The organism is Shewanella indica, assembly GCF_033842865.1.
In the GTDB taxonomy this organism is placed as follows: Bacteria; Pseudomonadota; Gammaproteobacteria; order Enterobacterales; family Shewanellaceae; genus Shewanella; species Shewanella indica.
This window is the reverse complement of record NZ_JAWXXR010000001.1, coordinates 2,598,081-2,616,345: the sequence shown is the minus strand read 5'-3', so window position 1 is coordinate 2,616,345 and position 18,265 is coordinate 2,598,081. Positions and strand designations below refer to the sequence as shown.

The 18,265-nt window shown below is 54.0% G+C and carries 14 protein-coding genes; 6 read left to right on the top strand and 8 right to left on the bottom strand.

Going from position 1 to position 18,265, the window contains the following annotated elements:
- The first annotated feature begins 39 nt into the window (after nt 1-39).
- Nucleotides 40-459, top strand: coding sequence for a hypothetical protein (locus SIL79_RS11785; RefSeq protein ID WP_101094926.1), 420 nt, complete (start codon nt 40-42; stop codon nt 457-459).
- A gap of 62 nt (nt 460-521) precedes the next feature.
- Here the strand turns inward: SIL79_RS11785 and erpA are convergent, their stop codons facing one another.
- Together erpA and SIL79_RS11775 are read right to left on the bottom strand one after the other, a co-directional pair.
- Nucleotides 522-872 (bottom strand): iron-sulfur cluster insertion protein ErpA, encoded by a 351-nt coding sequence (erpA, locus tag SIL79_RS11780; protein ID WP_025010525.1) that lies wholly within the window; start codon nt 870-872, stop codon nt 522-524.
- Nucleotides 865-1,668 carry a DUF6776 family protein gene (locus tag SIL79_RS11775; protein ID WP_039033671.1) on the bottom strand — a complete coding sequence of 268 codons (804 nt, stop codon included), beginning with the start codon at nt 1,666-1,668 and terminating at the stop codon, nt 865-867. Before SIL79_RS11775 ends, erpA begins: the two co-directional genes overlap by 8 nt.
- A 130-nt stretch (nt 1,669-1,798) precedes the next feature.
- On the opposite strand from SIL79_RS11775, the gene SIL79_RS11770 reads away from it, so the two are divergent.
- The 4 genes from SIL79_RS11770 to nhaD all read left to right on the top strand — a co-directional run bounded on the left by SIL79_RS11770 (nt 1,799) and on the right by nhaD (nt 7,636).
- Nucleotides 1,799-3,451 (top strand): chloride channel protein, encoded by a 1,653-nt coding sequence (locus tag SIL79_RS11770; protein WP_082014254.1) that lies wholly within the window; start codon nt 1,799-1,801, stop codon nt 3,449-3,451.
- Nucleotides 3,452-3,575: 124 nt separating this feature from the next.
- Entirely contained in the window at nt 3,576-4,595 is a 1,020-nt protein-coding gene (locus SIL79_RS11765; protein WP_039033669.1) for an aspartate carbamoyltransferase, read from the top strand.
- Nucleotides 4,596-4,624: 29 nt separating this feature from the next.
- Entirely contained in the window at nt 4,625-5,908 is a 1,284-nt protein-coding gene (gene hemL / locus SIL79_RS11760) for a glutamate-1-semialdehyde 2,1-aminomutase (RefSeq protein WP_039033668.1), read from the top strand.
- 477 nt (nt 5,909-6,385) lie between these two features.
- Nucleotides 6,386-7,636 carry a sodium:proton antiporter NhaD gene (nhaD, locus tag SIL79_RS11755; RefSeq protein ID WP_039033667.1) on the top strand — a complete coding sequence of 417 codons (1,251 nt, stop codon included), beginning with the start codon at nt 6,386-6,388 and terminating at the stop codon, nt 7,634-7,636.
- Nucleotides 7,637-7,873: 237 nt separating this feature from the next.
- Here nhaD and SIL79_RS11750 read toward each other — a convergent pair whose 3' ends face one another.
- The 6 genes from SIL79_RS11750 to SIL79_RS11725 form a co-directional block, all read right to left on the bottom strand.
- Nucleotides 7,874-9,196 (bottom strand): sugar MFS transporter, encoded by a 1,323-nt coding sequence (locus tag SIL79_RS11750; RefSeq protein WP_452580357.1) that lies wholly within the window; start codon nt 9,194-9,196, stop codon nt 7,874-7,876.
- Between the two features lie 213 nt (nt 9,197-9,409).
- Nucleotides 9,410-10,555, bottom strand: a complete 1,146-nt coding sequence (gene nagX / locus SIL79_RS11745) for a transmembrane glucosamine N-acetyltransferase NagX (protein ID WP_052248005.1) — start codon at nt 10,553-10,555, stop codon at nt 9,410-9,412.
- Nucleotides 10,556-10,647: 92 nt separating this feature from the next.
- Nucleotides 10,648-11,793 (bottom strand): N-acetylglucosamine-6-phosphate deacetylase, encoded by a 1,146-nt coding sequence (gene nagA, locus SIL79_RS11740; protein WP_319619296.1) that lies wholly within the window; start codon nt 11,791-11,793, stop codon nt 10,648-10,650.
- Nucleotides 11,794-11,842: 49 nt separating this feature from the next.
- Complete coding sequence (nagB-II, locus tag SIL79_RS11735; RefSeq protein WP_039033665.1) at nt 11,843-12,841, bottom strand: glucosamine-6-phosphate deaminase NagB-II; 999 nt, start codon at nt 12,839-12,841, stop codon at nt 11,843-11,845.
- A complete protein-coding gene (gene nagK / locus SIL79_RS11730) occupies nt 12,838-13,785 on the bottom strand; it encodes an N-acetylglucosamine kinase (protein ID WP_052248004.1) in 948 nt (315 codons plus the stop codon). Before nagK ends, nagB-II begins: the two co-directional genes overlap by 4 nt.
- A gap of 445 nt (nt 13,786-14,230) precedes the next feature.
- Nucleotides 14,231-16,933 carry a family 20 glycosylhydrolase gene (locus SIL79_RS11725; protein ID WP_039033664.1) on the bottom strand — a complete coding sequence of 901 codons (2,703 nt, stop codon included), beginning with the start codon at nt 16,931-16,933 and terminating at the stop codon, nt 14,231-14,233.
- 623 nt (nt 16,934-17,556) lie between these two features.
- Here SIL79_RS11725 and SIL79_RS11720 point away from each other — a divergent pair.
- Nucleotides 17,557-18,243 (top strand): SapC family protein, encoded by a 687-nt coding sequence (locus tag SIL79_RS11720; protein ID WP_039033662.1) that lies wholly within the window; start codon nt 17,557-17,559, stop codon nt 18,241-18,243.
- Nucleotides 18,244-18,265 lie beyond the last annotated feature (22 nt).

Below are 18,265 nucleotides of genomic sequence, written 5' to 3'. Positions count from 1 at the left end.
ATAGAACATGATTCAATAGCGCACAAGGAGCGCCGCGAGATGAGCCAAACCGCCACAGAAAGCTACGCCATTCCCAAACGCCTACTGCTGCTGATGCTACTTTATATCGCTGCCGCGGTCAGTGGTCTGATTGCCGGTCAAGGCGTTATCTTTTGTCTGCTGACGCTGATCATGGTGTTGGCGGTATTAGCGCGCCATCAAGCCGGCTTATGGGCACTACGACTCTATACCTTGGTGCAACTCGCGCTGGTGAGTTTCTTGCCCTATCTTCTGGATCAGGGCGACAGTGTAGCTACTGGGCCTAACTCACTCAAAATCACAGGTTTTGAGATCAAGGCACCGGACTGGGCCATTTTCAGCTTTCTGATAGGCTTTTGCATGCTGCAGGTATGGATAGCCTTTACCCCCAAGGTCAAAGCCTTCTTCAAGCGTAAGATGAACTTCAACCTGATGCAGTAACCGGCCTTGCGCCCACAAAAAAGCCGTCCCAGTGGACGGCTTTTTGCTGCTTTTATTCTCGGTTATACCGAGAAGCTGGCCCCACAGCCACAGGTGGTGGTGGCGTTTGGGTTTTTGACGAAAAAACGCGAACCTTCCAGCCCTGAGGTGTAATCCACTTCACCGCCAACGAGGTATTGCAGGCTCATGGGATCAACGACCAGCTGTACCCCTTGTTTTTCCACAGTGAAATCGCCTTCATTCACTTTTTCGTCAAAGGTGAAGCCATACTGAAAACCTGAGCAGCCGCCGCCCGTGACATAGACCCGCAGCTTCAGCGCACTGTTCTGTTCTTCTTCCAGCAAGGCCTTGACCTTGGTTGCCGCCGCATCGGTAAACTGGATGGGCATAGCTGATTCAGCTTGTTCAGTCATTACTACCTCTTACATCTGTTTGCTGTGGCAGATTATCTGTTACCTGACTATTTTGTTCAAGTATTATGCCGGGATCTTTTTCGCCCTCAAGCAACTCAGGCAAGCTGAAACTTTGCTCGGTTTCGGCGCCTTTGCTCCAGCGACTCGCAGGCACAACGACCTTGGCTTTCATCTGCTGTAATTCAAACCCTTCAGGCAGGGTAAATTCCGCTTCCAGTACCTGAAAGTACTTGAAGTTAAATGCCAACTTGGTGTCCACCAGTTTAGCTAAATTCAGTTCGACTTGCTTGCCCTCTTGCATGCCAATGAGAAGTATCTCACTTCTTCCCTTGAGCGCCTGCTTACGCTTTTGCAACTGGGTCAGCACCAATTTGAGGCGAAACTGTCCAGCTGTGGCTAAAGGCATCAATTCCAAACCATGAATAGCCACCCCTTCGGCATTATACTCCGGCGCCATGATGCTGCGGTAGAAGGCCAACTCACGTTCCAGCTCCTGCTGCTTTTTATGCTGTTTGTTGAACAGCTGCTGCATCTGTTCGTTGGCTTCCTTGGCCAGGCTCAGCTCCAAATTGCGGCTCGCCAACTGCTGCGCCTGCTCCTGTAACTCGATCTGCAATCGCTGACTCTTGCCATCGTTTCGTTGAAATTTGACTTCTGCTGGCGGAATAAAAAAGTGATAGCTGAGCAGTCCAGTCAGAAAGGCCACCATGACCAAGAGCAACAAATACAGACTGGATGGGCGAATATTTCGCTCCATCACTTGCAGGCGATCGAGCCAGCGATGATAATTTGCCATTAACTAACAGCCCCTTATATAAAAATTTCCATCTTGGGTACTAAGATTTCACATCAGGCTTCGGAAAGCAGCAGTGCAGACAAGATTCAGAAAGTTCAAACTTGAGGCGCGAAAGTATCTGCGCCACCAGATGAGAGACAAGCTGTCCCAAACGAGGATCAGTATTCAACTGTGTCTGCTGGCCCTGTTGTTTGCGCTGATGGCCTCGGCTGTCATCATACTGTTTCGCCTGCTGCTGCAATGGGCCAATCATTTTACCCAAACACAAGAATGGGATTTTACGGGCTCAATCGGTGACTGGCGAGTCCTGTTACCACTTTTTGGGGCTTTTTTGATCTGGATTGTCGCCAAATTCGGCTCCAAACGCTACAAGCGGATGGGCATAGCCTATGTGCTGCACAGGGTGAAACTGCATTACGGCAAAATTCCGCTGCAGTCGGCACCGGGGCAGTTTTTTCAGGCGCTGTTTGCACTGGCGAGCAACTTCTCGGTCGGTCGTGAAGGCCCGGCAATTCATCTGGGGGCGGTCACCGCCTCGGTATTGGCGGAAAAATTCAAGCTGCCGGACAACAGTGTACGCATCATGTGCGCCAGCGGCATAGCCGCCGGGATAGCCGCCACCTTTAACGCGCCCTTGGCCGCCGTGGTATTTGTCCTCGAAGTGGTGCTCAGGGAATACAAGGTACAGTACTTCTTCCCCATCATGCTGTCGGCCATCTGCGGCGCCGTATCCAGCCAGGTGGTGTTCGGTAATATCCACGAGTTTGATGCCATCAAGGTCAGCCATATTCCACTGGATCAGTACCCGCTGCTGGCACTCGGCGGTATAGTGCTGGGGGTCGCCGCGGCCTTATTCAATCACAGCCTTATTCAGGTGACCGAGCGCGGCCAACACTGGCCCTTGATTATCCGCCTGTTACTGGCGGGTGTTATCACCACTTTGATAGGCCTGGTGCTGCCTCAGGCATTGGGCAGCGGTGAAATGGCCATAGGACTTGCGGTCAGCGACAATCCGGCCATCTGGTTTTTGCTGGCGGTATTGCTGGCCAAGATTATCGCGACCATTGCCGCTATCGGCCTTGGGATCCCGGGTGGGATCATAGGCCCACTCTACGGCATAGGCGCCTTGGGCGGCGCCATTCTGGCTCAGGCGACCGCGCTGCTGTTTCCCTCGGTGGCCCCCTATGCCGGGCTCTATACCGTCATCGGCATGACCGCCATGATGGGGGTTTGCCTCAGTGCACCGCTCGCCGCCCTGGTGGCGCTGCTGGAGATGACCAATGATGCCTCCATCATACTGCCCGGAATGATAGTGGCCGTGCCCGCCTACCTCATCGCCTATCAGGGGCTGAATGCCAAATCCATATTCTTTCGTCAGTTGGATATCATGGGCCTGGGTTATAAAGTGGCCCCGGTTAACCTGGGGTTACAGAAACTCGGAGTACGCGCCCTGATGGACAGGCGCATAGTGATAGTCAACAACAATGATGAGCTGCTGCTGGAAGTAATGAAACGCGCCCAGGGCAGGCCCGTGCTTGCCAGAGATGCCGAAGGCCAGATTGCCATGCTGGAGTTGCAGATGCCTTCGTTTGACACTGACACCAGCCTGACCCAACACAGGATCCAGGGGCTACCCGACTCGGCCACCCTCAACGAGGTGTATGAAATACTGGCACCGAAACGTGCCGGTGAAGTCTATATCTATCAAGATAACCCGGAGAATATCGTCGGAGTGATCAGTTGGTCTAACCTGCAGCAGGAAATCCGTGCCGGAGAAGTGTAATTTCAGTCATCAGTCATTTTCATGACCGCCGCCTTCTGTTATAGTTGCGCCTCAGCCAAACCCTACATAACCCATGGGTCCAGACCTCAGTGTCAACACCCAACTGCATTGGAAACCAAGGCTGATGAACCATTTCCAGGGATCACATATCCTCTCTGTAAACCAGTTAGATCTGGACGCCATTCAAACCATTTTCTCAGTAGCCCAAAAGATGACCCCATACGCACTGCGCGAGAAGCGTACCAAGGTGCTGGACGGTGCTATTCTCGGCAATCTGTTTTTTGAACCCAGCACCCGCACCCGGGTCAGCTTCGGCTGCGCCTTCAACCTGCTTGGCGGCCGGGTTGCTGAAACGGTCGGTATGGCCTCCTCGTCGCTGTCCAAGGGGGAGTCCCTCTACGATACCGCCAGGGTGTTGTCCAGCTACTCGGACGTGATAGCCATGCGCCACCCCGAGTCCTACTCGGTACGCGAATTTGCCGAAGGCAGCCGGGTGCCTGTGATTAACGGCGGCGATGGTGCCAACGAGCATCCAACCCAGGCACTGCTGGATCTGTTCACCATACAGAAAGAGCTGCACAGCAAAGGCTTAGGCATAGACGGTATGCATATCGCCATGGTGGGCGATCTCAAATACGGCCGCACTGTGCACTCGCTGTCGCGTCTACTGTGCATGTACAAGAACATCAGCTTCACCCTGATCTCCCCTGCCGAGCTGGCAATGCCTGACTATGTGATCGCCGACATTGAAAATGCCGGGCATAAGATCACAATAACAGACCAACTGGAAGGCAATTTAGATCAGGCTGATATACTCTACCTGACGCGCATTCAGGAAGAGCGCTTCCCCTCGCAGGAGGAAGCCGATAAGTATCGTGGCAAGTTCCGTTTGAACAGCGCCATATACACCAAAAATTGTAAGTCCAATACAGTGATCATGCATCCATTGCCTCGGGACTCCAGGCTGCAGGCCAATGAGCTGGACAATGATCTTAACAACCATCCCAACCTGGCTATCTTCCGTCAGGCCGACAATGGCTTGTTGATCCGCATGGCACTGTTTGCCCTGACACTCGGGGTGGACAATCAGTTGGAAAAATACGAGTGTCCGGTTAACTGGTATTCACGCAAGGCCAATCGCTAAAGAGCGGCCACTGACTTTAAGGATTAAACATGACCCGTTCTGAAGACCTGTTTGAACAGGCCAAGAAAACCATCCCCGGCGGTGTGAACTCGCCAGTACGTGCCTTCAATGGTGTAGGCGGCTCTCCCCGCTTCATCGAAAAGGCCGACGGTGCCTATATCTATGATGCCGACGGCAAAGCCTATATCGACTATGTCGGTTCCTGGGGGCCTATGATCCTGGGTCACAACCATCCCAAGATCCGCGAAGCAGTTCTCAAGGCGGTGGAGAACGGTCTGTCTTTCGGCGCACCTACCGAACTGGAAGTGCAGATGGCAGAAAAAGTCATTGAGATGGTGCCTTCCATTGAACAGGTACGCATGGTGAGCTCTGGTACAGAAGCTACCATGAGCGCCATACGCTTGGCTCGTGGTTACACCAACAGAGACAAAATCCTCAAGTTCGAAGGCTGCTACCACGGCCATGCCGACTGTCTGCTGGTTAAGGCCGGCTCAGGCGCCCTGACTCTGGGTCAGCCCAGCTCCCCTGGGATCCCAGCTGACTTCGCCAAGCACACTCTGACTGCTGTCTATAACGATCTGGACTCAGTCAAAGAGCTGTTCAGCCAGCATCCGCAGGATATCGCCTGTATCATACTTGAGCCGGTTGCCGGCAACATGAACTGTATCCCGCCGGTTGCAGGTTTCCTTGAAGGACTGCGTGAGCTATGCGATCAGTTCGGCGCCCTGTTAATCATCGACGAAGTGATGACAGGCTTCCGCGTCTCCAAGAGCGGTGCTCAAGGCCACTATGGCGTGACACCGGATCTGACCACTCTGGGTAAAGTTATCGGCGGCGGTATGCCGGTTGGTGCCTTCGGTGGCAAGAAAGAAGTCATGCAGTATATTGCCCCGACCGGCCCTGTGTACCAAGCCGGTACCCTTTCAGGTAACCCTATCGCCATGACCGCAGGTCTGGCCCAGCTGGAAGCCCTGTCAGAGCCTGGCCTCTATGAAGATCTGGCTGCCAAGACCAAGCGTATTGCCGAAGGCTTCAAGGCCGCGGCCGACAAACATGGTATCCCTATGGCCATCAACTATGTTGGCGGCATGTTTGGTTTCTTCTTTACCGATGAAGAGAAGATCACCGGCTTTGAGCAGGTCACCAAGTGCAATATGGAGCAGTTCCGCGCCTTCTATCACGGCATGTTGGATGAAGGTATTTACCTGGCACCAAGCGCCTTTGAAGCAGGTTTCCTGTCTATGGCTCACGGCGAGCAAGAGCTGCAAGCGACTCTGGATGCAGCCGATCGCGTCTTGGCACGCATGAAGTAATCCGCAGATGGATTGAAAACGGGGCCTATACGGCCCCGTTTTTTATGCCCACTCCCGCCGGGTAGATTTCTCTGGCGTCCAGCTCGAACTCAGGTTGCTCAATTCCCCTTCTGCAAATTTTCCACCCAGCGCCATACTCACAAGTCAATTAAAGCTGCACCATGTCTGTCACGCCAACTTGCCACCGGCTCGCGAGTCGACTGTCGCGTTTCGCTGCCAAACAAACCCAATCAGTGCAAAACACCAAGATATAAAAAATAAACAGACCAAATCACTGGCTTAGCCCGAAAGTCGACGGACGCTTATCACAAAGTCTAAGAAAATGTGTTCCAGTTAACAGTTGCGTTATCCATGTCAGTGTGGTCTGATGCGCACGCGCTATCACAGCTTGATTAATTGAACCTTGATGGCTGACACAAAAACTGCCCACATCCCCCAGGGCAGACGAACATAAAATCAGCAGTTGGAATTGCATTTATGCTCTATACCTTTCTTATCATACTGGCGGTGTTGGCACTGCTGAGTATCATTTTTGAAGAGGTGACTCACCTCAACAAAGCCAAAACGACTCTGTTTTTCGGTTGTATCTCCTGGATAGCTCTGTTCATGTCTGCCGGCGACCCCGGCCATGAAAAGCTGGTAGAGCATCAACTCAATGAAAACCTGCTGGAAATCGCGACGCTCTGGTTGTTTTTGATGTCGACCATGACCTTTGTGGCCTACCTCAACGCCAAGGGCATGATCCAAATTTTAGTGCAGAAGCTGTTTCCGCAACGGGTCAGCACCCGGATGCTGATGCTGCAAGTCGCCCTGTTTTCCCTGGTATTGTCGGCCATCTGTGACAACGTCACCGCTACCTTGGTCTCTCTGGGACTGCTGACCACCTTCAAACTCGACAAACAGATGCGTCGCCGGATGGCGGTATTGATTATCTTTGCCGTCAACTCAGGAGGGGTTTCCCTGATAACGGGTGACGTCACCACCCTGATGATCTTCCTCGGCGGCCATGTGCATATGTCAGAGCTGTTGATGTTGGTGCTGCCGGCGGCGTTCAGCGTGATGTTGCTGGCAATACTCTTCTCCCTCAATGCCAAGGGCGAGGTGTCCACCACACCTATTCGTCAAAGTTACGAGACAGTGGATGTGCTGATAGCCATCATCTTCTTCACCACCATATTGATGACCATGGCACTGAATATTCTGTTTGCCATTCCCCCCGTGCTGACTTTCCTCACCGGGTTGTCAATCATGTTCCTGGTGGGCCACACCGCCCGTAACGACAAAGAAGAGCTGCAGATCCTCGAGTATATCCGCCAAGTGGAATACGACACCTTGCTGTTCTTCCTCGGGATCCTCTTGTTGGTAGGGATGCTCAAAGAGATAGGAACGCTGGATCTGCTGGCCCAGGTCTACGCCCGTCACGACCCCAACATTTCCAACTTTGTCACAGGTATGGGCTCGGCGGTATTGGATAACGTGCCCTTGACCGCGGCACTTTTGAAAGCCGCACCGCAACTGACCACACCAGAGTGGCTCGGCCTGACCTACGCAGTAGGTGTTGGTGGCTCTCTGCTGGTAATAGGTTCGGCGGCCGGGATCATCGCCATGAGCAAGGTCAAAGAGCTGACTTTTGTCTCCTACCTCAAGTATGTACCAGCGCTGCTGCTGTGCTACTCGGTGGGCTATGCTCTGACGTTGCTACTGGGTAACTACTTCTACGGCATTTGATATCTATGTCAGCGATAACGGCTCAATCAAGGAACCAGTGGCTCATGGCCACAAGCGTACGACTAATCCAAGTTGGAATTGATTACCTGCCAAGCTCGGCACGGAAAGGTTAACTGGTTTCTTTATCTATTCTATTTGTTGCAAGAGCCAGAGTTACAGAAGAATACGAGAGATACCTTGATAAGCAAGAAGCCACCTGTTTAGCAGGTGGCTTCTTTATGCCCGGAATTTCCCTGTTTACCAACTACGCATCTTATGGCCTTTCAGCGCATAGAAGAGAATAAACAGATAACAGGGCAAGCCTATCCAGTAACCCAACTGCACATTGTCGCTGAAGTGGGCGATCTTGCCGAATATCAGCGGCAGTATGGCGCCACCTGAAATACCCATGATCAGCAGCGCCGAGCCCTGGGCCGTGTACTTGCCCAGCCCTTCCAGCGCCAGCGGCCACACAGAAGGCCAAACCAGAGCGTGAGCCAGGCCCATCATGGCAACAAAGGTGACTGTATCCGGAATAGTTGGAATACCGCTCCACCCCCACAGCAGCGACGAGATAGCATGGCTCTCGGCCGATGAGAAGATGATACCAAAGATGCAAGCAATACCCGCCAAGGCCGAGGCGAGTAAAGCCTTTTCCTGGCTGATAAAACGTGGAATACAACTAACCCCCAAAAGGTAGCCGATAACCATAAACACCATGGTGTAGGAGGTCAGGGATGCGAAATTGTTGACCTCGAGGCTAGCACCATAGAGGCCTATGGTATCACCGGCAATCACTTCAACCCCCACATAGGCAAAGATGGCTATGGCGCCCAGGATCACCTGAGGGAAATGCACTATACCGCTCTTGTCGGCGTGCTCTCCCTCTTCTCCCTCGAAGGCGATTTCCGGCAAAGCAGAAAACTTCACCAGTGCGATCAGTACCACAAGCGCCAACGTCATATAGATATAGGGCATCACCAGACGCGAAGACAGTTCGCTTATTTGGGCTTCTCGCTCGGCCGGGGCCATGGCAGCCAGATGCCCGGCGGTGAACCCTTCCAGATCAGCCAGTACCAAAGCGGTAAACAGGATAGGCACTATCACCCCGGCCCCCTTGTTAATCAACCCCATGATGGAGATCCGCATGGCGGCGCTCTCCTTTGGACCAATATGCACCACATAGGGGTTGGACGCCGTCTGCAAAATGGTCAGGCCGGTTCCCAGTACAAAAAGCGCCAGCAGGAACATCAAAAAGTTGGCGCTGAAGGCGGCGGGAATAAACAGCACAGAGCCGACAGCCATAATCCCCAACCCTACCGCCATACCATTGCGATAGCCGGTGCGGCGCAGGATAGACGACATGGGCAGCGCCATCACGGTATAAGCGATGTAGAAGGCAAAGGTGACAAACAGTGCCTGAAACTCATTGAGCTCACAGATGATTTGCAGAAAAGGGATCAATGAACCATTCAACCAGGTCACAAATCCAAAGATGAAAAACAGCGCACCTACGATAGTCATAGGCAGAAAACTGCTTCTTGAGGCTGCGTCAGCCGGGGTAGCAACTGTCATGTTCATAAACCTGCTTCTTATAGTAATTTATTGTTTGGCAACCAAATTTATCGGCGCCCCATCCATCTTGAGTGGTGTTTAACCCTTGAAAGCTTGATGCCGCGGCAGCTTTATACACGGCTTTGTTTCAATAAAGTTACGCCATAATAACAAAAAAGACAACGCTGTCATTAATTTTAAACCAGGCAGATGGCCGCTTGTTCACCTCACTTAGGCAAGCTAAACCCGAATAAACAACTGCCTGCGATACATCCACCAGAGCAGCAACCATTGCACCCCGAGCATGGCCAATACCCCAAGCAGTGGCTGCCAGTTCTCGGGAGCGCTATTGATAAAACCGCCAAGCAGACTTTCGCTGCTATAGCGCCACTGAACCAGACTGGAAGCGAGATAGATGATGATGGCGTTGCAACCAATCACCACAAAGGGGAAACCCAACCAACGCAGCCCAAGCACATCGATAACGGCGTAAAACAGTGCCAGCAGCAACAGGCTCCAGCCGCTGCTCACCAGCACAAAACTGCTGGTCCAGAGATCTTTATTGACCGGGATCAGAGGATTAAGCAGCCAGCCAAGCCCCAAACAAACAAGCCCGGCCAGACACAGCAAACCTACCCTGCCCCAGGCTGAAAAACTTTGCTGCTGCAAAAAGCGGCCCACAAACACACCGGCCAAAGCATTGACCACTGCGGGAAGGGTCGATAACAGGCCTTCCGGATCATAAGGCTTATGTTGGTAGCTGATCCCGGGCAGGAAATGATTGTCTACCCAGGCGTTGATAGAACCGGCGGCGCTGAAGTCCCCGGCACTGCCGCCCGGGACCGGTAGCCACAGCTGCACCATGGCGTATCCCAGCAAGATAGCGACAGCAACATAGATCTGGGTTCTGAGCCCTGTGTGCCACACCAGCATGGCGGCAAAAAACCAGGCGAAGGCGATACGCCCCAAGACGCTGGCATAGCGTATCTCATCCAGGGCCACCGGCATGCCCGTCCCCCAGCCGTGATTGTAGAGCACGCCAAAAAACAGCAGTAAAGCCAAACGCTTAACTGCGTGCTTATATTTTGGAAGTCGCTCGGCAAACGCCAACTTGTCCAGACGCTTGGGAGACAAACCCAGGGCAACGCCGGAGAGGAAGATAAACAGCGGGAAGATAAGATCGTAGAAGGTAAAACCATGCCAACTGCTGTGGTGCATCTGGCCATCGAACCAACGCCAGCCACTCCAAGTAGTCAGCAGCAAGAGGGCGGCAAACAGCGCTTCACCGCCGAGGATCCAGAACATGTCAAAGCCCCGCAGCGCATCGAGCGACATCAGCCTGGGCTTGTTGGCGGTCTCAGTTGCCGCCGCTATCTTTTCAGTCATAGGGCTTCCCTGTTGTTATTATCTTTATCCGGGTAAAAGCTGCACTGCTTAGGTGAAGAGGGTTAATCGCGTTCTTGGCGCAACGGCTTATTTCACTGCACTCTTTCCTCGGCGGCGTAAACCAATTGACCGCCGATATAGGTGCTTTGCACCTTGAGTTCATTATCGAGCACCAGGAAATCGGCACGTTTGCCCACAGCCAAGTGGCCTTGCTGCTCAAGCCCAAGAAATGCCGCCGGATACTCGCTCGCCATCCGCATGGATTCTTCAACACTGAGCCCCAGCAGAGAGACAGCGTTTCGCACCGCGGTATTCATATCCAGCACACATCCGGCCAGCTCTCCTGTGATGGCGTTGAGTCTGTCGCCCTGGCGCAGCACCTGCTGGCCAAAGAGCTCAAAACTGGCATCTTGCTCCAACCCCACAGGTGGCATGGCGTCCGTCACCAAGAGCATCTTGCCTTTAGCCTTGGCGCGGATAGCCACCTTGGCTGCAGCCGGATGCACATGGTGACCATCGACGATAAGGCCACACCAACTGGCCTCGTCCTCTATGGCGGCGCCCACCATACCCGGTGCTCTGGAGCCCAAGGGCGACATGGCGTTGTAGAGATGAGTAAAACCACTGGCACCTGCCGCCAGGGCCGAACGCACGGTATCATAGTCGGCATTGGAGTGACCTAGACAAACACGGACACCGGCCTCGACCAAGGCACTGATAACCTCAGGCGCCACATTTTCTGGCGCCAGAGTCACCAAACGAACACCCAAGTCCTGACGGCTGAACAGTGCCAGCTCGGCATCGGAAATTCGGCGGATATATTGCTGTGGATGCACACCTTTCTTCGGCACAGACAAGTGCGGCCCCTCAAAATGTATCCCCAACACCCCTGTGCTTTGCCTGGCTATCGCCTCGGCCACCGCATCGGCCGCGCGGTTCATCACCTCGATTCTGTCGCTGATCAGGGTCGGCAAGAAGCCCGTGGTGCCGAACCTGGCGTGGGCCCGGGCTATGGTTGCGATACACTCGAGTGTAGGCTCGCCGTTAAACAGCGCGCCGCCACCACCATTGACCTGCACATCGATAAATCCGGGTACGACCAGGCCTTGCAGGCGGATAGCATCTGAACCTGCCGCAGAGCCCAAGGCCTGCAGATGGCCGTTCTCCACGGCAAAGCTCAGATTGTGATGATATTGCCTGCCATCGAACAAGCGCTCGGCGATAAAAGTTTGCGTCATTCTCTGCTCTCCACTGCGTTATCCAGGTTGGGCACGCCGGCCACTTTAATCAAAGGGTTTGGGTGACTTTCTTAAGCCCGGCCGGTTGATCCGGATCTATGCCTCTGGCTATGGCCACAGCGGCCACATCGATATAAAAACGCTGCAGTAATGCCAGTGGTGCCACTCTGGGGTGAACCTCATTGGCGGTTTGCTTGAGGTGCACCAACTCAGCGCCGCGGCGCCCGACTTCGGCTATCTGCTCAAGATGGCTGGCATAGGATTCATCGGCCACACAGACATCGACTATTTTGAGCTGGTTCTCCACCAGGGTCACAGGGCCGTGAAGAAACTCGGCGCTGGAGAAGGCCTCGGCATGGATAGCACAGACTTCCTTGAGTTTGAGCGCTATCTCTTTACTGATGGCATAACCCAGTCCTCGTCCCAGCACTACCAGGTTGTTGCTGTGCTGCAAAGATTCGGCAGTCAGTTGAGGTTCTGCATCCACAGCCGCCTGCAGCGCCTGGGGCAATTCATCTATGGCGCGGGCCAACTCAGGGCTCTGGGTCCAGGCAGCGGCCAGTTGCAGCAGCGCCGACAGGGTAGCCAAATAGCTCTTGGTGGCGGCCACCGCCTGCTCCTCTCCGGCGCGAAGCGGCAATACAAGATCGACTATGTCCTTAATGGGGGCGGTTTCATCATTGACCAGCGCCACGCAAAAGGCACCGGCTTCGCGGGCCATCTTGGCCTGGGCCAGAATATCCGGGCTGCGTCCCGACTGAGAGATGACTATCACCAGACCACCGGCCAACTGCAAGCGCTTGCCATAGACACTGGCCACCGAAGGCGCGGCGGCAAAGGTAGGCACACCGGCCTCTATTTCAAACAGATACTTGGCAAATACCCCGGCGTGATCGGAAGAGCCGCGACCCACAATCATCACAAACTTGGGCGCAAACTCGCGCAGCCGCTGCCCCAGTTTCCGGGTTAACTGGTCATTGGCCTGCAACTGGTTGGCAATCTTCTCGGGAGCACTGCGAGCCTCGCGCTCCATTATGGTATGGGTCATGGTTTCACCTTTGCTAAGTCGTATGCGCCGGCATCGGCCGGACGGGCTGAAAATTGCGAGTGTTGGTGCATGGCAAAGTGCACGGCACCGATTTCCGGTGGCGCCAACACGGGAGCGATTCGTTCGACCACATCGTCGGCCAGCCAGGGCCGGAGCGGCTCGGCCAGGCCGCCTATCATGGCAAATCGCGGCGGATTGAGTTCAAACAGGCGCCGTGCCAACTGGCTGATATAGTCGGCACCTTCGCTGACAATAGTGGTGGCGGTATCATCGCCCTCGGCCGCACAGGACAGCACTATTCTCGCCAGGGCGGCATAACAACTGGAGGAGCGTCCGGCGAGGTTTTCCACTATCCCCAGAGCATCTGTCACCCCGAAATGGGCCAGCAGTTTGGCGCCAAGGGCTGTTTGCGGCGCAAAACCATCGAGCGATAACAACACCTGCTCCGCGGCTTTCAAGCCCATCCATGCGCCGCTGCCCTTATCGCCCAGCGCAAAACCATGACCACCGAGAGACAATTGCCGTTCGCCCACATGGGCATAACCGCAGGAACCTGTGCCTGTGATGATGACGGCACCGTCTTCCCCCTGGTGGGCGCCTATGCAGGCGGTATGCAGATCTGTGGTCAGATACATGGCGGCAAAGGGATGCCTCCAATCGAGGATCTCCTGATAAAGCCTGGGAATATTGACACCGGCAAGCCCGAGACCGGCCACCATATTGGCGCAATCGGCTTGCTGCAGACCGGCATCGGCCAGGGCCAAACCTGTAGCACTGATGATGGAGTCGAAAGTTTGGCTCAGACCGTGCAAAGGATTGGCCCGACCGGCAACTCCGGTTCCCAGCACACCCTTTTGCCGGCAGTAGAGGGTTGCCCGGCACTTACTGCCGCCGCCGTCTATCCCTATAAACACTTGTGTATCCGGTGTCGGGTTTTCCCCCATGGCAGACCTCTTTCTGTTTCTTTTATGGTCACGGCGCAATCTGGCGCGGCGGAACACTGGCAAATCGCTGCAGTAAGGCGCCTTTCAGGATTAACCCGATGACATTCCACTGAGCGCACTCAAGTTAAAGCTATCGTTAACCATGTGGTTAAACTAATGTTACATCACAAATGACAGCGTTGTCATTTAATTTTAATCAGCAGAGATAAATCGACTCATGGCTAGGACTCGCCATTGACTAATACATTGAAAATTAACCAATAAATATTCAGCAAGCCACTATCTTTGAGCGACTCGGGCCCCTTAACCACTCTTAAACGCCACTCTTCTAAACGCAACTCAAGTATTAAAACCAGGCATTAAAAACCGGGCATTAAAAATAAGTCAGGCAACGTGGGCTGGCGTTATCTGTTAACGCCAGCCCACATCCGTACCTGCTTAAAGACTAATTCAGTGGCTGAACCCGGCTATAGCGGCGGCCATCGGGCGAAACACTGCGAAGCTCAAGCGGAGCTGCTATTGCCACAGGGCCGCGATACTCCTGCCATTCAGCCCCTGGTCGGCGATATTGGATCTTGAGCCCGGGAAAGATGATATTGGCCTCAAGCTTGCCATCCTTGATTCTGCCGCCCGGCAACGGCAAACGGTAATGCACCCCGGCCTTATCCAGCTTGGCCAACTCCTTATGCCCCAGGATGTTGGCCAGTCGATACCAATCCTCTGCCTGCGCCTGTCGCTGCTCGGCACCGAAATAACCGGAATCCTGGCTGTAACTTGCCCCCTGATGCCGGTAAGCCAGCTCCCAGTCCGGCTTATGCCAGGCCTTTTCCGCCAAAACCAAGAGGCGAGGGAAAATCATATAAGCTGCGGTCGTGTCGCTGCGAATCGTCTCGCTCCAGAGTTGTCCCTGTAGGCCAACAAAGCCCCTGCCCGGCGCCATTGGGCCGCTGAGACGCTTTCCTTGTGGGCTGAGTTGCTCTGTGTCATCGGCGACAAAAGGCCTGGCCTCAATATCGCCCCACTGCTCGGCATTGGCCGGCAGGTTATCCGGCATAAAGCTGTGTAACTTGCGACTGTTGCTGCTGCGACTGGCCCAGTAATAGCCGGGCTCTTTCGGATCGGCCGCCGGCGGCATATCGAAATAGAGTACTTCCGGGTTGGACAGCACAGTATCCCAGCCGAGATTGGCCTGGGCATGTGCCCGTTTGAAGCCGCCGTGGGCGACTATGTCCCAGATATTGCTTTGCACCGGGCTCGGCATATTGGCCGGGTTGACGTGACTCATGCCATCGCTCCAACCGGCAGCCTCTATGCCGCGATCGGCCAGCATCTGCGATACCCGCTCAATAAAGTAGGCGCCGAGGGCCGATTTGTCGGCCACTCGCTGCGAATTGGCCGCAATAAAGCGTTCACAGGCCGGCGAGTCGAGCCAGGCACCGGCGGTCTCATCGGCACCTATGTGATAGCGCTTAAGCGGTACTCCGGCGGCCTGATGCAGCTTGGCAATTTCATCTATCACCTTGGCAACAAAGGTGTAACTGGACTCCATACAGACATTGAGCGTATTGTCGTTGTAATACTGAATAGAGCTGTAGACAGTGGCATCCTCGGGATCCGCCAGCAGATATTGGCTGGCGGCCTGACTGTCGCCCTGAGCCAATAGCTTGCGGCTGCGGGCCTGCATCGATTTAATAGCGGCGCGGGAGTGCCCCGGCATATCCATCGACGGGATCACCTGGATCTGTCTTGCGGCGGCAAACTTGAGAATGTCGATATAGTCCTGGGTCGTGTAGTACCCGTTGACCTGAGTCTCAGGATTGGGGCCACTGCCGAGTTGCGGCAGCAAACAGCGGTTTTCATCGAGATCATGGCAGCGTTTGCTGCCAATCTCGGTCAGCTCCGGCAGGCCGGGGATCTGCAGGCGCCAGCCTTCATCGTCGGCCATGTGCAGATGCAATACGTTGAGTTTATAAGCCGCCATCTGCTCCAGCAGGCTCAGCACAAACGCCTTGGAGTGGAAGTTGCGGCCAACATCCAGATGCATACCGCGAAACGGGTATCTGGGGCCATCTTGAATGCGCAGCTGTGGCAGTGCTATTGATTGGGTATCATCGGCAGGCAACTGCAGCAAGGCGGCAAGACTCGCCAAGCCATAGGAGTAACCCGCGGCGTCTGCGGCGGCCAGGTTAATTCCGCCGGCCTCAATCTCGAGTCGATAGTGCTCGCTTTGCCCTCCCTCAAGTGGCAGCAAGTTAAGCGCCAATCCTTGCTCGCTCTGGCTGACACCCAGCCTTTGTAGGCGCAAGAGCGCCGCCTCGAGTGATAGCAGCTCGACTCCGGTAGCTATGTGGCTCGGGTTAAGCTTAATCCCGGCATTGAGGGTGACAGGTGTTTGTTCAAGCCTAGTCACTGAATCCGGCTTAGGAATAAGGCTTGCCACCGCAAGGCCGGCATCATCGGGAGTATCGGCATTTTGGCCGAAGACAACATTGGCGGTATCCCAGGGCAGCTTATCCTGTGAGCTGCGGCGATATTGTTTCTCGGCATCCGTGTAATGCTGCACATAGGGAAGCAACTCAAGCCCGGTATCCGGGTCTTGCTTAACTTCAGTGCTGGCGATGACCTCCGGCTTGAGCCCCTCAACAACCATGTAATAGTTGGGCATGGCATCGATTTCCGACAGCTGCCACAGCTCACCGCGAAAATTGATGATTTCGCTGACACCCTTTTTGAAACCGCCGAAGGCGGCGGTTGGCGTCAGACGATGCAGATCGCCCTGAATATGCTCTATATGAAACTCAGGCGAGGCAACCGAGAGTACCGGACGCATCTGGCTAAAATAGATGGCCCAGTCAGAAGCGCTGAGATCTTCGCTCGGAGTCAGGCGAATTTGCGCCTGGAAACAGCGGCCTTCGGCACGGCTCGGGTCGCAGTTATCATCCGGCACATTGGACAGCACAGCATATTTCAGCTGCAAACTCTGGGCAAAGCTATGCAGCTTATTCTGAGTCAGATCTTCACTCGAGGCTTTTGACGAAGAACCGGCTTGGCTCTGCCCTGGTTCAGTCCCGGTTGCCGGCGGCTTGTCAGAACAAGCCGTCAGCCCCAAGCTCAAGGCAATGGCTAACGCCGCGATAGTTAACTTCATTCCGTTACTCTCCTGTCCTTATTATTGTTTTCACCATGATGCCATATTCCCTGTCGACTCAAGCAGTGGCTGCCACCTCAACAAGCTATGTTGAGTGACAACCGGGATAAAAAAATGGCCAGGTACTGAAATCAGCACCCAGCCCACTCTAGTTTCCGGGGAGAGACTACAGTATTGAAAACACAGTTGCGCAGCCGCCCGACAGATACTCAACTGTGGAAGGCATGTAAAGGAGACCTCATCCTCGACATGCAGACCTTACAAGACAGCATGGTCATGGAAACAATAGTCACACAAGCAATGACAACGCTGTCATCGATAAACATACACAAGTACAAACCTTATTTCTACATTTTTTTGACAATTTTTATTTTCCCAAGCCCCCTTGAAAACAGCGCTTGCAAACATATTTTTAACAATGACATCCAGTTTGCCCACTGTTAACATCCGCAGCATGCTTGGGGTCACAAGCCAATAAGTCTCAAGCTGAACTTTTTACTGGTTTGCGGTACTAATACAACCGAAGAAGCGGTTCTGGCCCGATATTTCAGTGACGATTTATTTTCCGGTGCGTCAGTTGATTGGCTGACGGAACCTCAGATAACAACAAGGATAAAAAGACAATGACAGCACAATACGTCCCGCTCAACAACGGCGCACACAAGGCTCTGAAAGTCACTCCAGGCATAGATTTCAGCGAATTTGAGCAGCACCATATGTTGCCCTTGCTGGTGCAGGAATTTTTGCCTGCCGCCACCAGTTTCCCGATCATTTTCGCCAAGAACAGCCAAAGTGGAGAATTCCAGCCGGTTGCCATCACCTCTCTGAAGCCTGAGAGCAACTGCTTTATCAAGGACAACACCTGGACCCGACGTTACCTACCTATGCAGTGCCGGATGCAACCTTTTGCCGCCGGAGACTCCAGCCAGGAAAATGTACTTATCGGTATCGATGTCAACAGCAAGCATGTCAGCGAAGACAAGGGCGAAGCCCTGTTTACCGAAACCGGTGAGCAGACCGAATTCCTGAAAAACCGCATCGAATTTATCGGCAACCTGATTGAGTACCGTGAGATCACCAAGCAGTTCGTCAAGACCCTGACCAGCCATGAATTACTGCAACCCAAGACTCTGACAGTAACCAACAAACAGGGTGAAAAGAGCAATATAGATGGCCTCTATATCGTCGATGAGCAAAAGCTCAATGCCCTGAGCGATGAGGTTAAACTGGAATTTGCCAAGCGCGGCGTCTACTCACCGGTTTATGCTCACCTGTGCTCGCTGAATCAAATCGACTTGCTGCTGGATTAATCCACTCATCCCTATTCCGGGA

Coding starts and splice junctions, on each gene's coding strand:
- nagB-II (WP_039033665.1), bottom strand. CDS start 12,841: ATGACCCATACCATAATGGAGCGCGAGGCTCGCAGTGCTCCCGAGAAG.
- SIL79_RS11775 (WP_039033671.1), bottom strand. CDS start 1,668: ATGGCAAATTATCATCGCTGGCTCGATCGCCTGCAAGTGATGGAGCGA.
- SIL79_RS11785 (WP_101094926.1), top strand. CDS start 40: ATGAGCCAAACCGCCACAGAAAGCTACGCCATTCCCAAACGCCTACTG.
- nagK (WP_052248004.1), bottom strand. CDS start 13,785: ATGGGGGAAAACCCGACACCGGATACACAAGTGTTTATAGGGATAGAC.
- SIL79_RS11770 (WP_082014254.1), top strand. CDS start 1,799: ATGAGAGACAAGCTGTCCCAAACGAGGATCAGTATTCAACTGTGTCTG.
- erpA (WP_025010525.1), bottom strand. CDS start 872: ATGACTGAACAAGCTGAATCAGCTATGCCCATCCAGTTTACCGATGCG.
- SIL79_RS11720 (WP_039033662.1), top strand. CDS start 17,557: ATGACAGCACAATACGTCCCGCTCAACAACGGCGCACACAAGGCTCTG.
- SIL79_RS11725 (WP_039033664.1), bottom strand. CDS start 16,933: ATGAAGTTAACTATCGCGGCGTTAGCCATTGCCTTGAGCTTGGGGCTG.
- nhaD (WP_039033667.1), top strand. CDS start 6,386: ATGCTCTATACCTTTCTTATCATACTGGCGGTGTTGGCACTGCTGAGT.
- SIL79_RS11750 (WP_452580357.1), bottom strand. CDS start 9,196: ATGAACATGACAGTTGCTACCCCGGCTGACGCAGCCTCAAGAAGCAGT.
- SIL79_RS11765 (WP_039033669.1), top strand. CDS start 3,576: ATGAACCATTTCCAGGGATCACATATCCTCTCTGTAAACCAGTTAGAT.
- nagX (WP_052248005.1), bottom strand. CDS start 10,555: ATGACTGAAAAGATAGCGGCGGCAACTGAGACCGCCAACAAGCCCAGG.
- nagA (WP_319619296.1), bottom strand. CDS start 11,793: ATGACGCAAACTTTTATCGCCGAGCGCTTGTTCGATGGCAGGCAATAT.
- hemL (WP_039033668.1), top strand. CDS start 4,625: ATGACCCGTTCTGAAGACCTGTTTGAACAGGCCAAGAAAACCATCCCC.